The sequence below is a fragment of the Spongiibacter nanhainus genome (genome assembly GCF_016132545.1).
In the GTDB taxonomy this organism is placed as follows: Bacteria; Pseudomonadota; Gammaproteobacteria; order Pseudomonadales; family Spongiibacteraceae; genus Spongiibacter; species Spongiibacter nanhainus.
In genome coordinates, this window is record NZ_CP066167.1 from 3,160,001 (window position 1) to 3,181,412 (window position 21,412).

Genomic DNA, 21,412 nt, shown 5'->3' on the forward strand with positions numbered 1-21,412 from the left:
CAGCTACAGATCGTCGCCTTGGTGAGCCTTTACCTCACCAACAAGCTAATCTGACGCGGGCTCATCTGATAGCGCGAGGTCCGAAGATCCCCCGCTTTCCCCCGTAGGGCGTACGCAGTATTAGCTCGAGTTTCCTCGAGTTATCCTCCACTACCAGGTAGATTCCCACGCGTTACTCACCCGTCCGCCGCTCTACTCACACCGAAGTGCTTTCGCGCTCGACTTGCATGTGTTAGGCCTGCCGCCAGCGTTCAATCTGAGCCATGATCAAACTCTTCAGTTCAATCTTTTACATCAGTCTTAGACATGATGAGATGGTTACGCAAAACCTGCTTTACCATCTAAAATCTCGGCTCAGAAACGTGTTAATCGATATAACCAAATTAATGAATCATACGAGTCACTTGTTTCTGAATATTTGCGTCGCAAATACACTCAACAAGCGCCCACACGAATTATCTGATCTCGTCTTGTTAAATAACTCGATACCGCCAGGGTGATCGATGCGCTTCAGGTCTCCCCCGAAGCGAGGACGCGTATTATAAACACTTCGTCCTCTCTAGCAAGCAGTTTTTGAAACTTTTTTGCCAGCCCGACTGCCTGATCAATTCTTGATCCGCCGCTCCAAACACCGCTTCCGCGTTGTGTTCAAAGCCGGCCCCGGCAACCGAGGACGCGCATTATAGAGACGGGCGGATGAGAGTCAACGGTTTTTGAGAAGTTTTTTAATTCGGGGTAAAAACAGGATCAACAGAAGAACGGCATAAAACACCGCATCGAAGTAGCTGGAGCGGGTTTGCCAGGCGATATGGAGCCACGCCAAGCCCGCAGCGGGGTAAACCAACTTGTGCAGGCGGCGCCAGTTTTGTCGCAGGCGCCGCACTGCCCAGTTGTTCGACGTCAGCCCCAGCGGCACCATCAATACCCAGGCTAAGAAGCCGGCAATGATATAGGGCCGCTCGGACAACTCTTCTTTGGTGATGGCCCAATCCCAGCCGAACAGATAGGTAGCCACAATAAGCAAATGCAGGCTGGTATAGAACCAGGCGTACAAACCCAGCATCCGGCGGTAGCGCAGCACCCAGCCAGCTTTACTCAAATCCCGCATCGGACTCACCGCCAAGGTGATCAGCAGAAAGCGAATCGACCACTCGCCGGTGGTGTGAATTAGCGTCTTTACCGGGTCAGGACCCAGGCTGTCACCGACAGCCGCCCAAGCCAACAAGCCAAAAGGCAGTAAACACAACACAAACAGCAGCGGCTTGCCCACCCGCTGCTGGGCTTCGCGAAGTGCCACCATTTCAGTAGTAGCGGCGCAGGTTCATGCCCTTGTAAAGGGACGCGACCTGCTCTTCATAGCCATTGAACATCTGCGTTTTGATGCGGTTGGGTTTCAGCAGGCTATTGGGCAAACGCCGCTCATAGCGCTGACTCCAGCGCGGATGGTCCACATTGGGGTTCACATTGGCATAGAAGCCATATTCATCGGGGGCGATCCCCACCCAGGAGGTGCGGGGCATGGTTTTGCGGAAGCGAATAGCCACAATGGACTTGATGCTTTTAAAGCCGTACTTCCACGGCACGACCAGGCGGATCGGCGCGCCATTTTGGTTGGGTAGTACTTTGCCATAGAGCCCGACACTCATCAGTGTCAGCGGATGCATGGCTTCGTCCATGCGCAGCCCCTCTACGTAGGGCCAATCGATCACCGAGAAGGCGCTGCGCACCCCGCGCATCTCATCCCGGCGCACGGCGGTGACAAATTCAACATACTTGGCGTCTGAGGTGGGCTCGAAGCGCTTGATAAGGTCAGCCAGTGGGAAGCCTACCCAGGGAATCACCATTGACCAGGCCTCCACACAGCGCAGCCGGTAAATGCGCTCCTCCAGGGTCATCCACTTCAGGACGTCCTCGAGCTGATAGGTCCCGGTCTTTGCGGCCTCCCCTTCAACCGTGATCGACCACGGGTCGGTGGTCAGTGCCGAGGCGTACTTGGCTGGATCGGATTTGTTGGTGCCAAACTCATAAAAGTTGTTGTAGTTGGTGACATCCTCGTAGGGCGTCAAGGTCTCATCAGCAAAGAAGGGGTTGTCGGACTTTTTGGACACGGCGCTGTAATCCAAGGACGCCAATGACTGGCTCGACGCCAGCGCCGGCGCCGCGCCTCCCAGCGCTCCCAGCGCCGAGGCGGCAGCGATGCCTTTCATAATATCGCGGCGCTTCAGGTACACCGACTCGGGGGTGATTTCACTGCTGGGAATATCGGCAGGTGGACGGATAAGCATAACTCGAACTCCCTGGGGCACGTCGCTGTAGAGAATAGGCTTCTACCTAGAAGACGCGTCCGACCTCCAAATGTTACGACTTGGAGGCAAAAAACCGTCTATACACCGCCAGTACGGGCCCCGACATGGCGTAGATCAGTGCCGCCGCCAGCAGCATCCGGGCCGGATCCACCGACACCAGACTGAACAATAATACCACCGCGATCATCGCCACAAAGGGAACTCGCCCACGCAAGTCCAGCCCCTTGAAGCTGTTGTACTGGATATTCACGATCATCAGCAAGCCCACCAGCGCCATCAACACGCCGACCAGCGCCGCCAGCTCAATAGGTACATCATTGTTGACCCAGCCCTCCTCGGCGCAGACCCAGACCACGCTGGCCATCACCGCCGCCGCCGGCGGGCTGGCCAGGCCGGTGAAAAAGTTCTTGTCGGCGGTATCAATCTGGGTATTAAAGCGCGCCAGACGAAGAGCCGCGCAGGCCACATATATGAAGGACACTGCCCAACCGAATTTGCCCAGGTCCACCACCCCCCAGGTGAACACCACCAGGGCTGGTGCCACACCAAATGAAACCATGTCGGAGAGACTATCGAATTCGCCGCCGAACTTGCTCTGGGCATTCATCAGGCGGGCGACCCGGCCGTCCATGCCATCGAAGATCATCGCGGCAAAGATCGCCACCGCCGCATTGACGAACTGGCCGTGCATGGCGGACACAATGGCAAAGAACCCAGAAAACAACGCCGCCGTGGTAAACAGGTTGGGCAGCAGGTAAACACCACTCTTGCGCTCAGTGCGGCCATCGACGGAGATTTCTTCTTCGTGATCGTCGATCAGCGACAGCGCCTCTTTCTCCAGCTCAAACTGAGAACTTTTGCGCGACTCGTCGGCATCCTCTGGCGGTTGTTTAGGCGAGTCCTGGGACATAACTTCCGACACCTTCCTATTAAGCAATTAAAGAGATCCTAAGGCACTATGATATGTTATTTATCGGCGCGGTACGATGACAGGGCGCAATCCCAAAAAGCCCGAACTAACGGGTTTTCGAGCCGGCGCGCTAGAGCCACAATACCAATATCCATAGCCGGCAGTGGTGGCGACACCGCCACCGTTCGCACCCGTTCCCTGAGAAATGACGTGTCCAACACCAATTCCGGCACGATGCCCACCCCAAAGCCCAGCCCTACCGTGCTAACAATGGCCTCGTGACCACTCACTTGCGCATAGACTCCCGGGTTTAGTGATTGCTCGCGAAACCAGTGTTCGATCAGCTCCCGGGCGACACCCCGCTCAGGAAGAATAAACGGCAGCTCATTCAATAGCGCCAGGTCCATCTCGCCCTCGATGTGACCAAGCCGGTCGTTGAGAGCACAGGGAATATTGGGCACCAACAGCCGCAGCGGGGAGCGAGTCAGGGATTGAAAAGCCAGGCGATCAGGCAGCACCTCGGGGCGGCCAGTGATGCCCACCTCCTCTCCGCCTTTGGCAACACGGTCCAGGGCATCGGCCTGGTCACCAGTGTGAAGTTTGAGTTCGATAGCCGGATAGCGCTGCCTAAACACCTCTAAAATATTGTTGAGCACACTGTAGGAGGCAGTGACCGAACAGAACAAGCTAATGGCGCCACGCAGGGTTTTATCCGCCTGCAAGCGCTGCCGGACCGCCTGCCAGCCCTGCACCGTTTGCTCGGCATAGGTGAGAAACTCTTGGCCCGCTGGGGTAAGCGTGACCCGACGGTTGTCCCGCTCCAGTAATTGCGAGCCCAGTTGCTCCTCCAAGCGCTGAACCGCCCGACTCACCGCCGAGGCACTGAGGTGGGCCGCCTGCGCCGCCTTGCCAAAGTGCAGGGAGGTGGCCAGATAGATGAACACCTCCAGATCTTTGCTGTTCACACCTAAAACTCCTTACCGAAATCAAACCCAAGCAATATTGCAAAAAACGCAACATATCATCAAATATATATCACTTAACGCAACAACGCACAGCTGGTACAGTGCGCGCCACTGCCGGAGAGTCCGAGCACCGAATCAACTTGGATACACCGCGACACGGGGTGTATCACTCACTGCATTGTTAACAAAAGGAGGCCACCATGGGCCAGAACTACTTCAACACCTTGCCGCTGCGCCTGCAGCTGGAAGAACTGGGTAAATGCCGCTTTATGGAGCGCAGCGAGTTCGCTGACGGCTGCAACTACCTGAAAGGCAAAAAGATTGTCATCGTAGGCTGTGGCTCACAGGGCCTGAACCAGGGCTTGAACCTGCGCGACTCAGGCCTGGACGTGTCTTACGCCCTGCGCCCCGACGCTATTGAGCAACAGCGCCAAAGCTGGAAGAACGCGACTGAAAACGGCTTTACCGTCGGCACCTATGAAGAGTTGATCCCCACGGCCGACGTGGTCATGAACTTGACTCCAGACAAGCAGCACACCTCTGTCGTCAACGCGGTCATGCCTTTGATGAAAGACGGCGCCTGCCTGGATTACGCCCACGGCTTCAACCTGGTTGAAGAAGGCATGCAAATCCGCAGCGACATCACCGTAGTAATGATGTGCCCCAAATGCCCCGGTACCGAGGTGCGCGAAGAGTACAAGCGGGGCTTTGGTGTTCCCACGCTGATTGCCGTTCACCGGGAAAACGACCCCAAAGGCGAAGGCTTAGCCATTGCCAAGGCGCTGGCCTCTGGCACCGGCGGCGATCGCGCCGGGGTACTGGAGTCCTCCCCCATCGCCGAGGTGAAATCTGACCTGATGGGCGAGCAAACCATCCTCTGCGGCATGCTGCAGACTGGCGCCATCCTGTGCTTTGACAAAATGGTAGAAGAAGGCATTGAGCCCGGTTACGCCTCCAAGCTGATTCAATACGGCTGGGAGACCGTCACTGAGGGTCTCAAGCACGGCGGTATCACCAACATGATGGACCGGCTGAGCAACCCCGCCAAGATCAAAGCCTTTGATCTCTCTGAAGAACTCAAAGACATCATGCGTCCGCTCTACGAGAAGCATCAGGACGACATCATCAGCGGCCACTTCTCCAAAACCATGATGGAAGACTGGGCCAACGACGACAAAAACCTGTTGAACTGGCGCGCTGCAACGGCGGAAACCGCCTTTGAGAAGACGCCGTCCACCGACGCCGATATCTCCGAGCAGGAATACTACGACCACGGCATTTTGCTGATTGCCATGTGTAAAGCCGGCGTCGAGCTGGCCTTCGAGTGCATGGTGGCCGCCGGCATGAAGCCCGAGTCCGCCTACTACGAGTCTCTGCACGAGACACCGCTGATTGCCAACACTATCGCGCGCCGCAAGCTGTACGAGATGAATGTGGTGATCTCTGACACTGCTGAGTACGGCTGCTACCTTTTCGATCACGCCTGCCGTCCGCTGCTGAAAGACTTCATGAGCAAAGTCTCCACCGACGTTATCGGCAAAGGCCTGAACGTTAAGGACAACGGCGTTGACAACCAGGAGCTGATCGCGGTGAACGCCGCCGTTCGCAACCACCCGGTTGAAGTGGTCGGCCGCAAACTGCGCAGCTACATGACGGAAATGAAGAAAATCGTCTAAATGGCAGAAGCTGATGGGCTACCAAGCCCCGCTCAGACTGACGAAAACCGCGGCCATGCCGCGGTTTTTTTTTGACGTATGACCGGCTCATCAGCGGCGCCTGACACCAATACGGAATGGCAATTGCTAGGTAATATCAGTGAAGTACTTTGCCAATCAACGCTAAGACAAATAAAAGGTGTCGCAATGAAGCAACTGAGCCACACGGATGCCATTTTCGTTTACAACGAAACCACCAACACCCCACTGCATATCAGCCCTATCCTTATCTATGACACCAGCAGCGCCGAAGGCGGCGTCAGATTTAAGGATATTCTTGCCCGCTTTGAAGAGCGCATCCACAAGTCTCCGGTGTTTCGCCAGAAGCTGGTCAAAGTGCCCTTCAATCTGGACAGCCCCTATTGGATCAACGACGAGAATTTTGACCTCGAGTTTCACGTCCGCCATCTGTCGCTGCCCAAACCCGGCGACTGGCGCCAGTTTTGTATTTTGCTGGCCCGACTCCACAGCCGCCCTCTGGACCTCAACCGGCCACCCTGGGAGGCCTATATCATCGAAGGCCTGGACAATATCACCGGCATGCCACCCGGTGCCTTTGCGATGTATATGAAAATCCACCACAGCGCCATCGACGGCGCCACTGGCAACCAGATGATTGAGGCCCTGCACGATCTTGAGCCCTACCCACAAACCCAACACACCCCGACACCCTGGCAGGGCGAGGCGCCGCCCAGCGACTTCACCTTGCTGAAAAACGCTTATTTCAACGCACTCAAATCCCCGCGACAGGCCATGCGGGTAGCCAAGCACGCCTACCGCTCCCACAAGGAAGGTAAAAAAGGCTACAAGGGCAAAGCGTTTACCAACCATGAAGTCAAAGACCGTATTCGCTTCAATGAGGCAGTGACGCCACACCGAGTGTTCGGCGGCTTCCGCATGGACTTACAGGAGCTGAAGTACATTAAGAATACCGTAGCCGAGGGCACCCTGAACGACGTGCTGCTGAGCATTGTGGGGGGCGCCATGCGCCGCTATTTGGCAGAGAAAAGCGAACTCCCAGAAAACTCTCTGGTGGCCGGCGTCCCCATCAGTACTCGCGACGCTGACAACCACAACGCCGAAGGTGGCAACCAAGTGGCGGGCATGCGTTTGCACCTGCGCACCGATATTGCCGACCCGGTAGAGCGCTTAAAGCTGATCCACCAAGACGCGGTATCCTCAAAAGCCTACGCCAATGCCATTGGCGTCGAGCGCATGGCAACGATTATTGACTCGATCCCCTCGGGGCTCGCCTCGGTCGGCATGCGAGTCGCGGCCGGTACCCATTTAGCGGCTCGCACTCCCATGCTGCATACCATTGTTACCAATGTGCCCGGCCCCCAGTTCCCCATGTATATGGCGGGAGCCCGGGCCGGTCTGTGGTTGGGTGCAGGCTGCCCGTTGGATGGCACCGGGCTGTTCCACACCATCAACAGTTACTACGGCAGTGTTTGCCTGGCCTTTATTTGCTGCCGGGAAATGATGCCGGACCCCGACTTCTACCATCAGTGCATTACCGGCGCCTACCACGAGCTGCTGGAGGCCGCGCAAGCCATCGAAGCCAAAGCAGCCAACAGTCCGCGAGGAAAAGTGGAGGCCGCGCCAAAACCCAAAGCGCGCAAAGCCCGCTCTGCCTAACTCGCCCCTATCAAACGCGCGCCTGCCCAGGCGCGCAGCCTCAGGCCCTGCGCCACATCGACAGCTCGCCACCTTGTTTACATCAAGGCGCCATTAGCCGTATTGTTTTGCAAAATAATTCACGGTTTGGCGGCCAGGCCCTTTTTTGCCAAGCTGCGCTGCCCGTTCAAGGCAAAGGCATACAAGATGTCGATATTTCAGTTCTCCACCACCAGTTCCCTCGTCAGTGGTCCCGGCAGCATCGAAGAGCTCGCCGACATCTGCCGTCGACTGGGAATCACCCACCCGCTAGTCGTATGTGATCGAGGTGTTGTTGAGGCTGGCTTGCTGAGCAGCCTGGAAACGGTATTGGCCCAGCACGCCTTGCCTTATCAGCTGTTCAGCGACGTTATCGCCGACCCGCCCGAGACGGTTATCCAGGCTGGCCTGCAAACAGCTGTGGACGCCGAGGTCGACGGTGTTATCGGCTTTGGCGGCGGCAGCTCGCTGGATACTGCCAAGCTGGTTGCGCTGCTGGCTCGGTCTGGGGAGTCGCTGCCTACTATTTACGGTGTGGACCAAAGCCGGGGGCCCCGACTGCCCCTTATCCAGATTCCCACCACCGCAGGCACCGGGTCAGAAGTCACACCGGTGGCTATTGTCACTACCGGTGATAGCACCAAAGCCGGGGTAGTCTCACCGCAGCTGCTGCCCGACGCCGCCATACTGGACGGCGCCTTGACCACCAGCCTGCCCCCCTTCGTGACGGCCTGCACTGGGGTCGATGCGATGGTTCATGCCGTCGAGGCCTATACCAGCGTCATCAAAAAGAACCCCTACTCGGATATGTTGGCCGAGAAAGCACTGCTGCTAATGTCCCGCAACATACACCGGGTATTCACAGAGGGCGCGGACCTGGAGGCCCGTCAGGCCATGCTGCTGGGCGCTTGCCTGGCTGGACAGGCCTTTGCCAATGCGCCCGTGGGCGCGGTGCATGCCCTCGCCTATCCGCTGGGTGGTCACTATCATATCCCCCACGGACTCAGTAACTCCCTGGTCCTACCCCATGTGCTGCGGTTTAACATCGAGCAGGCGGCCCCGCTCTACGCCAGGCTTCTGGATATCGTCGCACCCGAGGCCACCGCCTCTTCAAGCACGGAAAAAGCAGAGCAGTTTGCTTGCTATTTCGAAGGGCTTATCGACGATTTATCTTTACCATCGACTCTGAGTGCGGCGGATGTGCCCGAGAAGGATTTAGCCATGCTTGCTAGCGAGGCCATGTTGCAGACCCGCCTGCTGGTTAACAACCCCCGGCAAGTTCTGGAGACAGACGCCTTGTCGATATATCAACAGGCATACTAATTCCGCAAATCAGTACCTAAGGAAGGAATATCGCTGTGTCAGATTTGGCCTTAGCCCGAGACCACTATTATTGGTTTACCCCCATTACCACCCGCTGGATGGATAACGATATCTACGGGCACGTTAACAACGTCACCTACTACTCCTACTTTGATACGATCGCCAACCGGTTTTTGATAGAGCGTGGCGGCCTGGATATCCAGCATGCCGATGTTATTGGCTATGTTGTCAGTTCGCAGTGCAACTACCGCAGCGCCATCGCCTTCCCCCAGTCTATCGAGGGGGGCTTTCGAGTAAATAAAATTGGCAATTCATCGGTGGAATACGGATTGGCTATTTTTGCGGAAGGAGAAGACCAGGCCAGTGCTCACGGCAGCTTTACTCATGTGTTTGTCGACCGAAACAGCGAGCGCCCGCAAGCGATTCCAGAGGCTTTGCGTGCAGCACTGGAAAGCGTGCTGGTGGTTGCTTAGCCCAACCCGGCCTCAGCACTGCCGCTACTCTGCCACAATCGTCGCCACAAGGTCGCCCCCTTTGACAACGTCATCAACCTGAACGCAGCGGCGAAGGATGCCCGCCGCCGGGGCTTCAATTTCAAACACCGCTTTCGCCACCATGATATCGGCCACCAGGTCGCCCGGAGCTACCCTATCGCCACTTTCAAAGTACCAGTTTGTCAGTGCACCCTCTGTAGTATCAGTCCATAAGTCCTCAGGAATTTTTACTTCAATCATGTGGTGCACTCCTTCACAGCATGCGACATGCCGCAGCATGGATTTTTTCGCTATTGGGCAGCGCGTACTGCTCCATGGGCGGCGTAAAAGGTATCGGGATATCGGGGTAGGCTACCCGCGCTGGCGAGGCGCGAAGGATTGAGACATCGCGCTCCACCACCGATGCGATCAGCTCACCGCTGACACCAAAGCTCTGATAGTCCTCATCCACCACCAGTAAGCGGCCGGTCTTTTGTACCGACGCAAACAATAGCTCGCGATCCAAGGGCACCAATGAACGCAGGTCCAATACTTCGGCCGAGACCCCCTCCGCCTCCAATGTTTTGGCTGCCGCCAAGGCTTGATGGACACCAGGCCCCAACGCAGCAATAGTCAGGTGATCGCCCTCACGTACAATTTTCCCGCTACCCAGCGGCAGCGTGTAGGATTCTGTGGGGACATGAACGATAGAGCCGGGCTCAGTGCCGAGCCACCCCATACCTTGCAGGCCCTTGTGAAACATAAACACTACCGGGTTATTATCAGCGATAGCCGCGTTCATCAGCCCCTTGGCATCGTAAGCATTGGAGGGTGATACCACTTTCATTCCCGGTAGATGGGCAAAGGTGCCATACAAACACTGGCTGTGCTGCCCACCATCGCTGTAACCGCCCCCCACTGCGGTCATCAGTACCATTGGGCAAGGCTGAGCCCCGCCAGAAAAATAGGCATTCTTGGCGGCAAGGTTATAGATCGCGTCCATACACACACCAAAGAAGTCCACAAACATAAGCTCGGCGATGGGACGCATACCCTGGGTAGCGGCGCCCACCGCCGCACCAATAAACGCGGTTTCCGATATTGGGGTATCGCGAATACGCTCTTCACCAAATTCTTCCAACAAACCCTGGGTAGTACCGAACACCCCACCCAGTTTGCCGATATCCTCCCCCATCACAAAAACCGTCGGGTCGGCACGCATGTTCTGGGCAATGGCTTCTGACATTGCTCTGGCAATAGTCAAACGGCGTTTCTTTTCAGTCATGCTTTGGCTCCTACACGAACACGCAATCAAGGGCTTGAGCGGGTTGCGGAAAATCCGCCTCCCGGGCGAAATCGAAGGCAGAAGCCACCGTCGACCGAGCATCCTCCTCGAGAACCGACACGTCACCCTCGCTACAGACGCCGCTTTCCAACAAGTGTCGACGCATGGCTCGGATAGGGTCCCGGGCGATTGCCCCGGTTTTTTCGCCCTCGGGGCGATAAGCTTCAGCGTCCCCCATAAAGTGTCCTGCGAGCCGGCTGGTTTCGATTTCAATCAAGGTTGGCCCCTCACCGCGCCGAGCGCGGGCTATGGCTTGCCCCGCGGTGGCAAAGACCGCCAAAGGATCGTTATCCGCCACGCGATAACCGGGGATGCCATACGCCTGGGCACGAACCTCGTTGCCCGGGACCGCCGTGGATGCTTGCTTGGCGACAGAAATCCCCCACTGGTTATCCTCAATCACACAGATAAAGGGTAACTGCCATACTGCGGCCAGATTCATCACCTCGTGAAAGGCTCCCTGGTTACACGCCCCTTCGCCAATAAAGGCAACCGCCACTCGATCTTCGCCGCGCATTTTAAAACTCAGTGCCGCCCCGGCCGCCGGCGCCATGCCCTCGGCAATAATGCCGCTGCATACAAAATTCACCTGCGTGTCGAAGAGGTGCATATGGCCACCACGGCCCCCGGATAAACCTGAGGCCTTCCCGAAGATCTCTGCCGTCATACGGGGTAAATCCACCCCCTTGGCAATGGCGATATGATGGGGGCGGTGAGTCGCAGTCACTGCATCGTCTTTTCGCAGATGGGCGCACACTCCCACTGCACAGGGTTCCTGGCCATTAGACAGGTGCATCTCACCGGGTATCGGCCCAGCTGCCATGTTAAAAACCGGTTGCTTGCCCTCTAGGTATGCTTTTTCGGTGGCTTCCTCAAAGTATCGGCTGGTAACCATTTTCAAATACATCCAGCGTTGCTGTTCACTGGTCGCTTGCATGGCATATCCTCTCGATAACAGCGTCATAAAACTAAAAAGCTAAGCGGCAACTATCGTTAAACCGCATCAGCTAAATCACACAACAGAGCGTAATCGAGAAGCTGCTTGATGCCGCCCTCATCATCGAGAAAGGCCACGGGACCATGATTGGTAAACAGCAACTCTGTGTATTCGGGAAACAGCGTTTTCTCATGGATTGCGCCCAGCGGTTCGTAGCCATAACATCCGGCTACAGCCTCACCGGCAACGTATTGCATACGCCCGGTGATCACGTAGTATTCCCCGGCCCCATGATGCTTGTGGATAGGGAAAAAACTCCCTGGCTGGCAGCGAAACAACACTGTCCACACACCGGATTCCTGACTGACTCTCAATAGCTTGAAGTCGATACCGTCAATTATTGGAATCCACTTCAAGGTACTGGCGTCTTTTAGAATTTCGCTAGCTTCCATGACACTGACTCTCTCGCAACGTTTGGCATTCTTGGGGCTCAAAAAGCGCTTAAGGGCCCGTGGAGCGAATCCTGATATACGGACACACCACGGCTTTCAGCCACTATAAATCCCACCCCATCTGCAGACTTGAACGCCAAAGCAGGTATACATGGTCATCTGTGCACTGCGAGCTTAGCTAGGTTTGACAGCGCACAGGCTCATGGCTAATAGTGCAGTTGAGAGACGGCTACCGCGACCGGAAGCTAACTAGCGGAATGCTGCCATACCAATAACAACAGCAAGCAACGAGGGCATTGCCATGATGCAAGCCACCTCAGCCACCGGCACTGCCGTACACTGGAACACTGACGACCTTCCCCTTGCCGACAAATTTGATGCCTGGCGGGATATGCTGTGCCAGTCACATCTGCCCTGGTCGGTGGATCGTCCCACCACCGATAAGACCTTCAACGCCAACATCCAGATGCATAGCTTTAACGGTTACCGGCTGATTAAATGTATATGTGACCCGCTGGTGGGATATCGAGGTATGCAGGAATTTGCAAACACCGATGACGCCTACCTGAGTGTCTTGTATATCAAGCGGGGAAGAGAAAACCTTCGCATCGACTATCAGGACATCGAACTACAGGCTGGCCAGCTTATTCTCTGGGACAGTACCCGCAAAATGCACTTCAATGTTCCCGAGCGCCTGGAAAAAGTGACACTGATGTTGCCCGAACGCAGTCTAACCAGTGTGTTTGCCCATGCCCACGACTATGCTGGCATCCCGCTTTCGGCCACTACTGGCATGGGCGCGGTCTTTGCCAACCACCTACTTCAGCTTGAACAGCAAATGCCGAAAATTGGTGCAGAGACTGGCACCGCGCTAATGCGGCCCACCATGGACATGCTCGCCGCTCTGCTCTCCAGCAAAACCTCGCTATCCCCAGCCACCCTCAAGTTCGTCATGCTAAGGCGGATTAAACAGTTCATCGTTCACAACCTGGGCAACGAGCAGCTCGGCCCGGCCATGATTGCCGAAGCGCACCAGATATCACTGCGCTATCTTCACTTGCTCTTTGAAGACGTAGGCACCAGCGTCTCCCAGTGGATTCGCCAGCGTCGCCTGGAGCGCAGTAAGGACGATATTCTCAGCGCCGGTATCAGCAAGCTGTCCATCGCTGAAGTTGCCTATCGCTGGGGGTTCAGTGACCCCAGTCATTTCAGCAAGGTGTTTAAGAGGGAATACGGCGTTTCGCCTAGGGGAATGTTGAATGCCCAGCGCCTTCATAGTGGCGAAGCGCTGCAATAAACAGCGGCAGACTGATCTCGAGAGGCTCCTGACTCGCTATAGCACTATCGGCCGACACTGGATATAGAAGTGCAGTGCCGTCTTGATGATGGTCAGAACGAGCAGCTCCAGCCGCATTGCAGCGATTGGGGCGGGCCTTTTCTGCGATCATCGAAGACCGGATACAGACCGCGCCGACGACCAACTGAATCATCGTAAAATAACACTGTAGTGCCTGCTCGGCAGAGAAGCCGGCCTCGGTCAGTGTGTCCACAAAAGAGTCGGTGACATAGGCTGCCTGCTCACCCAAGCTGATCGCACCCAGCACTGACACCCAGCTCATATCCCGGCACAGCGCGCTGTACATTCGGCGGGCAACGGTTTCCACCCACTGCTCCCAGGGCAATGGCTCGCTGGGAATCACATCGGCACTGGCAATAAATGCGTCCAGGGCAGCAGAGAGCAAGGCCTCTTTATTGGGGAAGTGCTTGTACATCGCCATAGCACTCACATTGAGGCGCGCGGCAACCTTTCGCATCGACAGCGCATCAACGCTCGATTCCGCGATGATATCCAGAGCCGTCGCTACAAAATCTTCTCGGCACAAGTTTTTCCCAGCCAAGGCTATTGTCTCCTGTATCCGTCCTCAGGCTATGCTTCGCCTACACGAGTGGGCGTCTATCAAAGGCTATCGGCAGGCGTACCAGGGTATGAGCAAACATTGATGCCTGAAATGGCGCACTGCCGTTGATGCGAAGATTTTCGGTGCGCCTGAGAAATTCCCTGAGCACTATACGAATTTCACTGCGAGCGAGCTCGCGACCAATACAGGCATGGACTCCATGACCAAAGGTCAGGTGCTTTTTGCCATTGGCCCTGTCGAGCTTAATGGCATCAGGATTCTCAAACACCCGCTCGTCGCGATTACCCGAAGCCCACATCAGAAACAGTCGACTACCGGCTGGCAATTCGACGCCATGCAACTGCGTATCCTGTTTCACCCATCGAAAGTGCCCCTGGAACGCCGACTCCAGTCTAAAGACTTCTTCGATAAAGTCTGGCAGTTTACTCATATCGGCGCAGAGCTCTGCGTATATGTCGGGGTTCTCAATCAGCATCTTCAGGGCGTTGCTCATGCTGGTGGCACTGGAATCACTGCCGGCGATCAACAACTGGAACATAGCACTGACAGCGGCTGCCTCTGTCATGACATTGTCGGGGTCATTAACCGCTTCGACAAAAATCGCGCTGAGATCGTCACGGGGACGCCTTTTAGCCTCCAGGAATTGCTCCCAGCAATAACGGACAAAGGCAATCAACTCTGCCTGCGCCACCATCAATTCCCTGTGTGTCGCAATACCACTCTGGGTGGTAATGCCATGGACACACCATGCTTTCACCTTCTCATAGTCGTCTTCGGGAAAACCCAGTAAACGTATAATGACACGCATTGGCAGGCGCCAGGCGAAGGCCTGCATAAATTCCACCTCTCCGCTGTCGATAAACTCGTCCATCATGCTTTGGCAGAGAGCTTCGACCATTCCATCAAGAGTTTTCACAAAGCGGGAATTCAGCCCCTTGTGAGCGACCTTCCGCTCACTGGTGTGAATTGGAGGGTCCGATAGCGCCAATACATTGCCGGGAATCAACCCCAGATCCGCGAGGCGCTGCTGCTTTTTACCCAGGTCGACAATGATTTGGCCCGGCCTTAGTCCCGCAATGGCCCCTTGGTAGGTTGATGAGAACAGGTCGGTATTCTTGCTGACCGCAGCAATATCCTCATAGCGAGAGACACAATAGATGCCATTTGCCAACCGATAAATCGGATAGCCATCTCTGAGCATCTTGTAGAAGGGATAAGGGTTTTGAAAACACGCGTTGTGCAGAGGACGGAAGTCTTCTGGGGATTGCGCGATGTCGGGAATTGGCTCGGCGGTGTCCTGGTGACGTGGCATGTCGCGCATTAACGCTGCCCTAGCCCTCAGCATCGCCTCAATGCCGTGAGACAAAGCCTTTCGTCGAATATGAAAGCCACTATGCATGATCTTGAGCACTCTGCAATAAACAAAAGCGATCGAGCATTGTAATCACGCCCAGGTTTACATGTAAACCGACCTAATGAGCTTGGCGCGCAGCAGGCCCTGCCAATAGCCAAGGCAGCGTTTGCAATCGAGCATCAAATGAACGTAAGCGCGCGGATGGGACTGAGGACTATCAGAGCAATAGCCGTGACAAGCCCCGCTTATAGGATTACCGAAGGCTTCCACAACAAAATGGAAATGATCTCGCGGCGAGCGTATGGTTTTAGAAACTTTGAGAACTACCGACTACGAGTGCTGGCCCATTGTGGATGGGACGGTGTGATAAATAGGGTTTAGTGAGTGCCATCCCCCGTTAATGGGGTAGAGCCGTAGAGCCCAGAGAAATAGAGAGGGGAAAAAATGGTGGGCCGTGATGGATTCGAACCATCGACCAATTGGTTAAAAGCCAACTGCTCTACCACTGAGCTAACGGCCCCGAAGGAGGCGCATATAATACGGATTTAGATAAAAAAAACAACAGCCTGGCAACAAAAAAGTAACACTGTTAGCGACTCACCGCATAGCGCGTGGGGTCAGGCAAGCCCGCTTGTAGAAACCCTTCCCTACGCAAATGGCAACTGTCACAGCGACCACAGGCTTCGCCGTCCGCATTTGCCTGATAACAAGAGACGGTTTGACTGTAGTCGACTCCCAAATCCACCCCCAACTTAATGATTTCCGCCTTGGTCAAATCAATCAGCGGGGTGCGGATTTGCAGGCTCTCCCCCTCAACCCCGGCCTTGGTGGCCAAGTTGGCCATGCGCTGGAAAGCCTCGATAAAATCCGGGCGGCAGTCTGGATAGCCCGAATAATCTACAGCGTTGACGCCGATAAAAATGGTGTCGGCCGCCAGGACTTCGGCCCAGCCCAGAGCAATGGAGAGAAATACCGTATTGCGGGCCGGCACATAGGTGACGGGAATGCCTTCGGCCCCGCTGAAATCGGGTACATCGATGCCGGTGTCGGTCAAAGCCGAGCCACCAATACTGCTGAGATCGAGATTGATGACCTTGAAGGCCTGGGCGCCGAGCTGCTCCGCTATCCGCCGGGCCGCCTGCAGTTCAGCGCGATGACGCTGGCCATAGTCAAAGGCCAAGGCATAACACTCGTAGCCTTCCTTTCTGGCCTGAGCCAATACGGTTGCGCTATCCAGGCCGCCCGAAACCAGCACCACGGCTTTTTTACTCAAAGTTCACCTCGACATTTCAATAGTGGCGACCGGGATTCAGTGCCCCGGGCTGTCGTTCCACAATAGCTTGTGAAGTTGCAGCTGGAATCTAACAGCCAGGTTGTCTGCGACAATCCACTCCGCCAAGGCGGTGGCGTCCACCTGACCGTAACTGGGCGAAAACCATACATCACCCACCCGCTCCGAGAGCCGGTGCAAGTCGAGCTGCATCCTAGCCCACTCGTAGTCTTCACGGTTACAGATTACAAATTTGATTTGGTCTGCAGGATTCAGATATTGCAGATTTTCCCACAGATTGCGCTGTAGCTCCCCTGAGCCGGGCGTTTTCAGATCGAGCACTTTGCTCACCCGGCTGTCCACGTCGGCCACTGACATTGCCCCCGATGTTTCCAGAGACACGTGATACCCGGCGTCACAAAGACGAGCCAGCAGCGACAGGCAAGCCGGCTGCGCCAGAGGCTCACCGCCGGTCACACAGACATAGCGCGGTGCATAGCCGGCAACGTCAGCCAAAATAGCGTCGAGGGTGCGACGCTCACCACCGTGGAAGGCATACTCGGTATCACAATACTGGCAGCGCAGAGGGCAGCCTGTCAGGCGCACGAAAACCGTGGGTAGGCCCGCGGTATTGGCCTCGCCCTGCAGAGAGTAGAAGATTTCCGTGATCCGCAGCTCGCTGTCTAACTTCCCCTCAGTGCGAACTGGGCTATCAGTTATTACCGGATCCACCTAGAAATTATCGCGGAGGAATTCCCGCGATTTTTTAACCGCCGAATTACCCGTGTTGCCGTAGCGATCCAGCACGTTGGTCAGCATCTGTTGAGCCTTCTGCTTCTCGCCCTGAAGAAAGTAAACGGTACCCAATTTATACATGGCGGCCGGCACTTTGCCATTGTTGGGGTAGTCGGTCAGTAATTTTTGAAAGGCCTGAGCGGAGGCCTCCAAGTTGCGCTCGCCCACCGCATAGAGTTCACCCAGCCAATACCACGCATTGGGCGTATAACGGTCATCGGGGTAACGCTGAATATAGCTTTTGAAAGCCTCGATCGCCTGATCATAGTCCCGCGCCTTGACCAAAGCGTAGGCCTGGGCGTAATCCTGGGACGGATTGCCCGTTAAGGTGGCCGCGGCCTCAGAACCAGATGCGTCGTCAGATTCGCTGGCATCAGCCGGGCTGGCAGATGCCGCCGGGCTGACGCCAGCACTGGGCGAAGCAGCCACTGCGCTATCCGCCGTGGCGGTTTCGCCTTCAGCTGACGCCATGGCCGCTGGGTCATCACTGCTACTGCCCAGGGGGGAAGACGGAGCGGTACCACTCATGGCACTGAGCCTGCGATCCACGTCCAGATAGCGATCGAGACTTTGCTGTTTTAACTGGCGCAACTGATGCCCTTGCTGCTCAACGGTTCCCCGCAGTGACATAACCTCCTGCCGCAGCTGCTGCAGCTGGCGATAGAGCTCTGCCTGCATACTGGCATTACTGCCCTCGGCACGGCGGCCGGGGTCGTTAATGTCTTCAATGGGGGCTTGCGCCCCCACAGGGCCGGCGAAAACGCCGGCCAGAATCATGGGAATAGCCGTTTTTTTCAATTGCATCAATTTGCCTTTTCGTCGAATTGCCTCTACCGACGCTTATTTTAGTTCAACGCGACGGTTTTTAGCATAGGACGATTCACTTTGACCAAATGCTACCGGACGCTCCTCACCATAGCTGACGGTTTCAATACGGTAACGAGGGATACCGTTGATCGCCATGTACTCGGCCACTGCCTGCGCACGACGCTCGCCCAGGGCAATGTTGTACTCCCGGGTGCCGCGCTCATCGGCGTGACCTTCCAGGCGAATCGGGCCAGTGGTGTTCTTCAGACGGTTGATCTGCGCGTCCAAAGCACGGCGAGTGTCCATAGACAGCGAAGCCTGATCAAAATCGAAGTAGAACACCGTTTGCAGGTTGGCCATCTCTTCGGCGGTATCGAACTCTGAGCTGGAGCTGGAATCTTTCGGCTCAGTATAGGTGCTGAAACCGTCGTCGTTCATTGACCCTTCACCACTGGCGTCAGTATCGGTTGACGAACAACCGCTTAACAGCAGACCAGAAAGTACCGCACCCAGAACAAATTTATATTGGAATTTCATAGTTTTTTCCCTGTTTAATGGTTAGATCACGCAAGACCCTTTTAGGCGGTCCTTGCATTTTCCTGTTGCACAGTAAATTGCACTACCAATTACACATCCAGATACACGCAGATACTACGTTTCTTTTTACCGCGACTTACCGCGTCTTACCGCGACCTATTCTTCGAGGTAGGGAGACCAAGCAGGTTCCCTTACTTCGCCGAATTTTGATGGCAGGCGATATTTTACGCCACCATCCACAGAGACGGCCGCCAGCACCCCCTTGCCGTTATGCTTTGTGGCGTACAGTAGCATACTCGCGTTTGGCGCTACACTGGGAGACTCGTCCAATTCGGTCGTGGTGAGAACTTCGACACGGTCGCGCTTAAAATCTTGCACTGCGATGTGAAAATTACCGTTACTTCTGTGTACCATGACCAACCCTAGGTTGTCCGGCAGCACTCGGGCCCGGGCGTTATAGTCCCCTTCAAAGGTCACCCGCTCTACGTAACCGGTCGCCAGCTCGACTTTGTAAATTTGCGGCTTGCCACCCCGGTCGGAAGTAAATACCAGGTGTTTGCCGTCGGGCATCCACGCCGGCTCAGTATCGATGGCAAAATGCGTGGTGATCCGGCGCAGTTTGCGGGTCGCCAGGTCCATAACATAGATATCCGGCGAGCCATCTTTGGACAGCACCATGGCCATTTGATCGCCATTGGGTGAAAACGCCGGTGAACCGTTGATACCAGTGAAGCTGGTGATTTGCTCCCGCTTACCGGTACTCAGATTCTGTAGGTAAATCGCCGGCCGACTGGTCTCGAATGACACGTAGGCAATGCGGTTGCCGTCCGGCGCCCAGGTCGGTGCCAGAATCGGCTCTTTGGTATCCAACAACACTTTCTCGTTGGCACCGTCAATATCGCTTTGCAGCAAGCGGAAACGGAAGCGGGCATCACCCTCCCGAACAGCAGAGACATAAAGCAGCTGGGTACGGAATGCCCCCCGCACATTGGTCAGTTGCTCATACACCCGATCGGCGATGGTGTGGGCCAGATACCGAGGCCGGCTGGCGCGGCTCAAATCAGTGCCAGTAAGAATAACCCGCTGGGTATTTACATCCAGAAGCTGATAGCGGGCAACCAGGTTATCAGTGCCGGAAACCCCCAACTGACCGACCAACACGTAATCTACGCCCAGGCTTTTCCAATCCCGGAAATACACCTCCTCGGCAGAGGCCGGCCGACTCAACATATCGGCTCGGCTCAGTGGTCTGAACAAGCCACTGCGGTGGAGATCGCTCTCGACAATCGCCGCAATATCCTCGGCGACCGTCAGCCCCGGTTTCCAAGCAAAGGGCACGATCGCGATAGGCACTGGGTCGTCATTGCCCTGGTTCACTTCGATGGTTAACTCGGCCCTGGCCAGGGGGCCAAGAAGCACGAGGATAAGCAGTAAAACAGCTCGCATCGACATTATCGCCTCAAATCTGTTGGGTTGAATCGTATGGTGAAGCGGCGGAAGTTTTTGCTAAACACACCGGGCTCTTTCGCCGCCAGTTCGCGCAATTCCTGCACTTGACCCACTCGCTCTATGGCATCCAGCGCCGACTGATCAAACGCGAGATGGCCACTACTATCGACGACATTGGGGTTAATAAATTCACCCGTCGGCAAAATCTCGAAGCGTACCACCACCACCATATTGTTTCGGGCGGTTGGGGGTCTACGCCAATTGCGCTGCACCAAGTCGGCGATCAGATCGCTGTAGGTAGACGCCAACTCGGCATCTTCGATCGCCTCATCCTCACTGGCGATAGCCGCGGCTAGCTCTTCCTCCTGCTGACGGCGAATTTGCTCTTCCAGCGCCCGCTGTTTGGCTTCCTCCCTCGCCTTTTCCCGAGCCCTTTCCTCCGCTTTTTTCTTGCGAATCTCTTCCGGAGTGGGCCCCTTGGGTTTTGGCTCAGGCTTGGGCTCAGGTTTTGGAGCCGGTTTGGGCTCGGGTTTTGGTTTTGGTTTTGGCTTAGGCGCTGGCTTGGGAGGCGGCGCCTTCTTAGGCGGCGCCGGTGGTGGCTTTTCCACCACCAGTTTTGCGTGGATCACCCTGGGTTTGGCCTTGAGTTCCTGGCTTTGCTGCAGCCCAGGCACACCCACAATGATCAGCAATGCGATCAATCCATGCAGTAACAGGGTTGCCAGTGCGGGTATCAGCTGCATGCTTACCTGCCACTATCCGCCAGCGGTTCCTGGGTGATAAGCCCCACCGAGGCGGCCCCCGCCCCCTGTAAGGTCGCCATGGCCGCGACGACTTTGCCATAGCTAACGGCATTGTCGCCCTTCACCATCACCGGAGTCTTGGGCTTATTACGCAAAATTTTGGCCAGTTTATCGCCAATTTCCGCCAGCTCCACCGGCTCGTTTTGCTTGGCCGGATCCCCCAAACTCACGTAGTAACGACCTTCCTTATCAACGGATACCACAATCGGATCGTCTTCCTCGGAGGATACCGGTTCGGTGGACGCCTCAGGCAAATCCACTTGCACCCCCTGCACCAACAGCGGAGCTGTCACCATAAAAACGATCAACAGCACCAACATCACGTCGATATAGGGCACGACATTGATATCGGACATTGGCTTGCGTTTGGCGCGACGGCCCATAGTGTTCTCCTTA

At 55.9% G+C, this 21,412-nt stretch carries 22 protein-coding genes, 1 tRNA gene, 1 rRNA gene and 1 pseudogene (1 of these 25 only partly in view); 6 read left to right on the plus strand and 19 right to left on the minus strand.

What is annotated here, in order from left to right:
* The 5 genes from I6N98_RS14505 to ilvY form a co-directional block, all read right to left on the minus strand.
* Positions 1-283: ribosomal RNA gene (locus I6N98_RS14505) — 16S ribosomal RNA — on the minus strand (it extends 1,250 nt beyond the left edge of the window).
* 420 nt (positions 284-703) lie between these two features.
* Entirely contained in the window at positions 704-1,300 is a 597-nt protein-coding gene (locus tag I6N98_RS14510; protein WP_198569052.1) for a protein-methionine-sulfoxide reductase heme-binding subunit MsrQ, read from the minus strand.
* 1 nt (position 1,301) lies between these two features.
* Entirely contained in the window at positions 1,302-2,285 is a 984-nt protein-coding gene (gene msrP / locus I6N98_RS14515) for a protein-methionine-sulfoxide reductase catalytic subunit MsrP (protein WP_198569053.1), read from the minus strand.
* A 73-nt stretch (positions 2,286-2,358) separates the two neighbouring features.
* Positions 2,359-3,216 carry a CDP-diacylglycerol--serine O-phosphatidyltransferase gene (pssA, locus tag I6N98_RS14520; protein ID WP_198569054.1) on the minus strand — a complete coding sequence of 286 codons (858 nt, stop codon included), beginning with the start codon at positions 3,214-3,216 and terminating at the stop codon, positions 2,359-2,361.
* A gap of 56 nt (positions 3,217-3,272) precedes the next feature.
* Positions 3,273-4,181, minus strand: a complete 909-nt coding sequence (gene ilvY, locus I6N98_RS14525) for an HTH-type transcriptional activator IlvY (protein WP_198569055.1) — start codon at positions 4,179-4,181, stop codon at positions 3,273-3,275.
* Positions 4,182-4,381: 200 nt separating this feature from the next.
* Here ilvY and ilvC point away from each other — a divergent pair, with 200 nt between their 5' ends.
* The 4 genes from ilvC to I6N98_RS14545 all read left to right on the plus strand — a co-directional run bounded on the left by ilvC (position 4,382) and on the right by I6N98_RS14545 (position 9,348).
* Entirely contained in the window at positions 4,382-5,857 is a 1,476-nt protein-coding gene (gene ilvC, locus I6N98_RS14530; RefSeq protein WP_198569056.1) for a ketol-acid reductoisomerase, read from the plus strand.
* A 186-nt stretch (positions 5,858-6,043) separates the two neighbouring features.
* Positions 6,044-7,534 (plus strand): wax ester/triacylglycerol synthase family O-acyltransferase, encoded by a 1,491-nt coding sequence (locus I6N98_RS14535; RefSeq protein ID WP_198569057.1) that lies wholly within the window; start codon positions 6,044-6,046, stop codon positions 7,532-7,534.
* A 186-nt stretch (positions 7,535-7,720) separates the two neighbouring features.
* On the plus strand, positions 7,721-8,875 hold the full coding sequence (locus I6N98_RS14540) for an iron-containing alcohol dehydrogenase (protein WP_198569058.1): 1,155 nt from the start codon (positions 7,721-7,723) through the stop codon (positions 8,873-8,875).
* A gap of 35 nt (positions 8,876-8,910) precedes the next feature.
* Complete coding sequence (locus tag I6N98_RS14545; protein ID WP_198569059.1) at positions 8,911-9,348, plus strand: acyl-CoA thioesterase; 438 nt, start codon at positions 8,911-8,913, stop codon at positions 9,346-9,348.
* Positions 9,349-9,372: 24 nt separating this feature from the next.
* Here the strand turns inward: I6N98_RS14545 and I6N98_RS14550 are convergent, their stop codons facing one another.
* Genes I6N98_RS14550 through I6N98_RS14565 form a run of 4 tightly spaced genes read right to left on the minus strand, consistent with a single transcriptional unit; the run spans position 9,373 to position 12,082 of the window.
* Entirely contained in the window at positions 9,373-9,609 is a 237-nt protein-coding gene (locus I6N98_RS14550) for a biotin/lipoyl-containing protein (protein ID WP_198569060.1), read from the minus strand.
* Positions 9,610-9,622: 13 nt separating this feature from the next.
* Complete coding sequence (locus I6N98_RS14555; protein WP_198569061.1) at positions 9,623-10,633, minus strand: alpha-ketoacid dehydrogenase subunit beta; 1,011 nt, start codon at positions 10,631-10,633, stop codon at positions 9,623-9,625.
* Between the two features lie 10 nt (positions 10,634-10,643).
* Positions 10,644-11,630 carry a thiamine pyrophosphate-dependent dehydrogenase E1 component subunit alpha gene (locus tag I6N98_RS14560; protein ID WP_198569062.1) on the minus strand — a complete coding sequence of 329 codons (987 nt, stop codon included), beginning with the start codon at positions 11,628-11,630 and terminating at the stop codon, positions 10,644-10,646.
* 56 nt (positions 11,631-11,686) lie between these two features.
* On the minus strand, positions 11,687-12,082 hold the full coding sequence (locus tag I6N98_RS14565) for a 2,4'-dihydroxyacetophenone dioxygenase family protein (protein ID WP_198569063.1): 396 nt from the start codon (positions 12,080-12,082) through the stop codon (positions 11,687-11,689).
* 301 nt (positions 12,083-12,383) lie between these two features.
* Between I6N98_RS14565 and I6N98_RS14570 the strand changes: the two genes are divergently transcribed.
* On the plus strand, positions 12,384-13,379 hold the full coding sequence (locus I6N98_RS14570) for a helix-turn-helix domain-containing protein (protein ID WP_198569064.1): 996 nt from the start codon (positions 12,384-12,386) through the stop codon (positions 13,377-13,379).
* On the opposite strand, the gene I6N98_RS14575 is transcribed toward I6N98_RS14570, so the two are convergent.
* Positions 13,327-13,980, minus strand: coding sequence for a TetR/AcrR family transcriptional regulator (locus I6N98_RS14575; protein WP_198569065.1), 654 nt, complete (start codon positions 13,978-13,980; stop codon positions 13,327-13,329). The genes I6N98_RS14570 and I6N98_RS14575 overlap by 53 nt on opposite strands.
* A 40-nt stretch (positions 13,981-14,020) precedes the next feature.
* A complete protein-coding gene (locus I6N98_RS14580; RefSeq protein ID WP_198569066.1) occupies positions 14,021-15,322 on the minus strand; it encodes a cytochrome P450 in 1,302 nt (433 codons plus the stop codon).
* Positions 15,323-15,607: 285 nt separating this feature from the next.
* Here I6N98_RS14580 and I6N98_RS14585 point away from each other — a divergent pair.
* Positions 15,608-15,736 (plus strand): annotated as a pseudogene (locus I6N98_RS14585) (transposase); the annotation flags it as partial.
* A gap of 64 nt (positions 15,737-15,800) precedes the next feature.
* Here I6N98_RS14585 and I6N98_RS14590 read toward each other — a convergent pair.
* The 8 genes from I6N98_RS14590 to tolR all read right to left on the minus strand — a co-directional run bounded on the left by I6N98_RS14590 (position 15,801) and on the right by tolR (position 21,399).
* Positions 15,801-15,875 (minus strand) — tRNA-Lys (locus tag I6N98_RS14590).
* Between the two features lie 69 nt (positions 15,876-15,944).
* On the minus strand, positions 15,945-16,628 hold the full coding sequence (gene queC / locus I6N98_RS14595) for a 7-cyano-7-deazaguanine synthase QueC (RefSeq protein ID WP_198569067.1): 684 nt from the start codon (positions 16,626-16,628) through the stop codon (positions 15,945-15,947).
* 36 nt (positions 16,629-16,664) lie between these two features.
* Positions 16,665-17,357: a 7-carboxy-7-deazaguanine synthase QueE gene (gene queE, locus I6N98_RS14600; protein ID WP_232787352.1), complete on the minus strand. Its 693-nt coding sequence runs from the start codon at positions 17,355-17,357 to the stop codon at positions 16,665-16,667.
* The gene (gene ybgF / locus I6N98_RS14605) at positions 17,358-18,224 is read right to left on the minus strand and encodes a tol-pal system protein YbgF (protein ID WP_198569068.1); all 867 of its coding nucleotides are present in this window, start codon (positions 18,222-18,224) and stop codon (positions 17,358-17,360) included. It lies immediately after the preceding gene.
* Between the two features lie 36 nt (positions 18,225-18,260).
* Positions 18,261-18,764, minus strand: a complete 504-nt coding sequence (pal, locus tag I6N98_RS14610) for a peptidoglycan-associated lipoprotein Pal (protein WP_198569069.1) — start codon at positions 18,762-18,764, stop codon at positions 18,261-18,263.
* 156 nt (positions 18,765-18,920) lie between these two features.
* Positions 18,921-20,216: a Tol-Pal system beta propeller repeat protein TolB gene (tolB, locus tag I6N98_RS14615; protein ID WP_198569070.1), complete on the minus strand. Its 1,296-nt coding sequence runs from the start codon at positions 20,214-20,216 to the stop codon at positions 18,921-18,923.
* Positions 20,216-20,956: a cell envelope integrity protein TolA gene (gene tolA, locus I6N98_RS14620; protein WP_198569071.1), complete on the minus strand. Its 741-nt coding sequence runs from the start codon at positions 20,954-20,956 to the stop codon at positions 20,216-20,218. The genes tolB and tolA overlap by 1 nt, the downstream gene beginning before the upstream one ends.
* 2 nt (positions 20,957-20,958) lie before the next feature.
* Positions 20,959-21,399: a protein TolR gene (gene tolR / locus I6N98_RS14625; RefSeq protein WP_198569072.1), complete on the minus strand. Its 441-nt coding sequence runs from the start codon at positions 21,397-21,399 to the stop codon at positions 20,959-20,961.
* Positions 21,400-21,412: the final 13 nt, after the last annotated feature.

Excerpts from the sequence above, each read along its gene's own strand:
- I6N98_RS14510 (WP_198569052.1), bottom strand. The coding sequence starts at position 1,300 with ATGGTGGCACTTCGCGAAGCCCAGCAGCGGGTGGGCAAGCCGCTGCTG.
- msrP (WP_198569053.1), bottom strand. The coding sequence starts at position 2,285 with ATGCTTATCCGTCCACCTGCCGATATTCCCAGCAGTGAAATCACCCCC.
- pssA (WP_198569054.1), bottom strand. The coding sequence starts at position 3,216 with ATGTCCCAGGACTCGCCTAAACAACCGCCAGAGGATGCCGACGAGTCG.
- ilvC (WP_198569056.1), top strand. The coding sequence starts at position 4,382 with ATGGGCCAGAACTACTTCAACACCTTGCCGCTGCGCCTGCAGCTGGAA.
- I6N98_RS14535 (WP_198569057.1), top strand. The coding sequence starts at position 6,044 with ATGAAGCAACTGAGCCACACGGATGCCATTTTCGTTTACAACGAAACC.
- I6N98_RS14540 (WP_198569058.1), top strand. The coding sequence starts at position 7,721 with ATGTCGATATTTCAGTTCTCCACCACCAGTTCCCTCGTCAGTGGTCCC.
- I6N98_RS14550 (WP_198569060.1), bottom strand. The coding sequence starts at position 9,609 with ATGATTGAAGTAAAAATTCCTGAGGACTTATGGACTGATACTACAGAG.
- I6N98_RS14555 (WP_198569061.1), bottom strand. The coding sequence starts at position 10,633 with ATGACTGAAAAGAAACGCCGTTTGACTATTGCCAGAGCAATGTCAGAA.
- I6N98_RS14560 (WP_198569062.1), bottom strand. The coding sequence starts at position 11,630 with ATGCAAGCGACCAGTGAACAGCAACGCTGGATGTATTTGAAAATGGTT.
- I6N98_RS14565 (WP_198569063.1), bottom strand. The coding sequence starts at position 12,082 with ATGGAAGCTAGCGAAATTCTAAAAGACGCCAGTACCTTGAAGTGGATT.
- I6N98_RS14570 (WP_198569064.1), top strand. The coding sequence starts at position 12,384 with ATGATGCAAGCCACCTCAGCCACCGGCACTGCCGTACACTGGAACACT.
- I6N98_RS14580 (WP_198569066.1), bottom strand. The coding sequence starts at position 15,322 with ATGCGCGACATGCCACGTCACCAGGACACCGCCGAGCCAATTCCCGAC.
- ybgF (WP_198569068.1), bottom strand. The coding sequence starts at position 18,224 with ATGCAATTGAAAAAAACGGCTATTCCCATGATTCTGGCCGGCGTTTTC.
- pal (WP_198569069.1), bottom strand. The coding sequence starts at position 18,764 with ATGAAATTCCAATATAAATTTGTTCTGGGTGCGGTACTTTCTGGTCTG.
- tolB (WP_198569070.1), bottom strand. The coding sequence starts at position 20,216 with ATGTCGATGCGAGCTGTTTTACTGCTTATCCTCGTGCTTCTTGGCCCC.
- tolA (WP_198569071.1), bottom strand. The coding sequence starts at position 20,956 with ATGCAGCTGATACCCGCACTGGCAACCCTGTTACTGCATGGATTGATC.
- tolR (WP_198569072.1), bottom strand. The coding sequence starts at position 21,399 with ATGGGCCGTCGCGCCAAACGCAAGCCAATGTCCGATATCAATGTCGTG.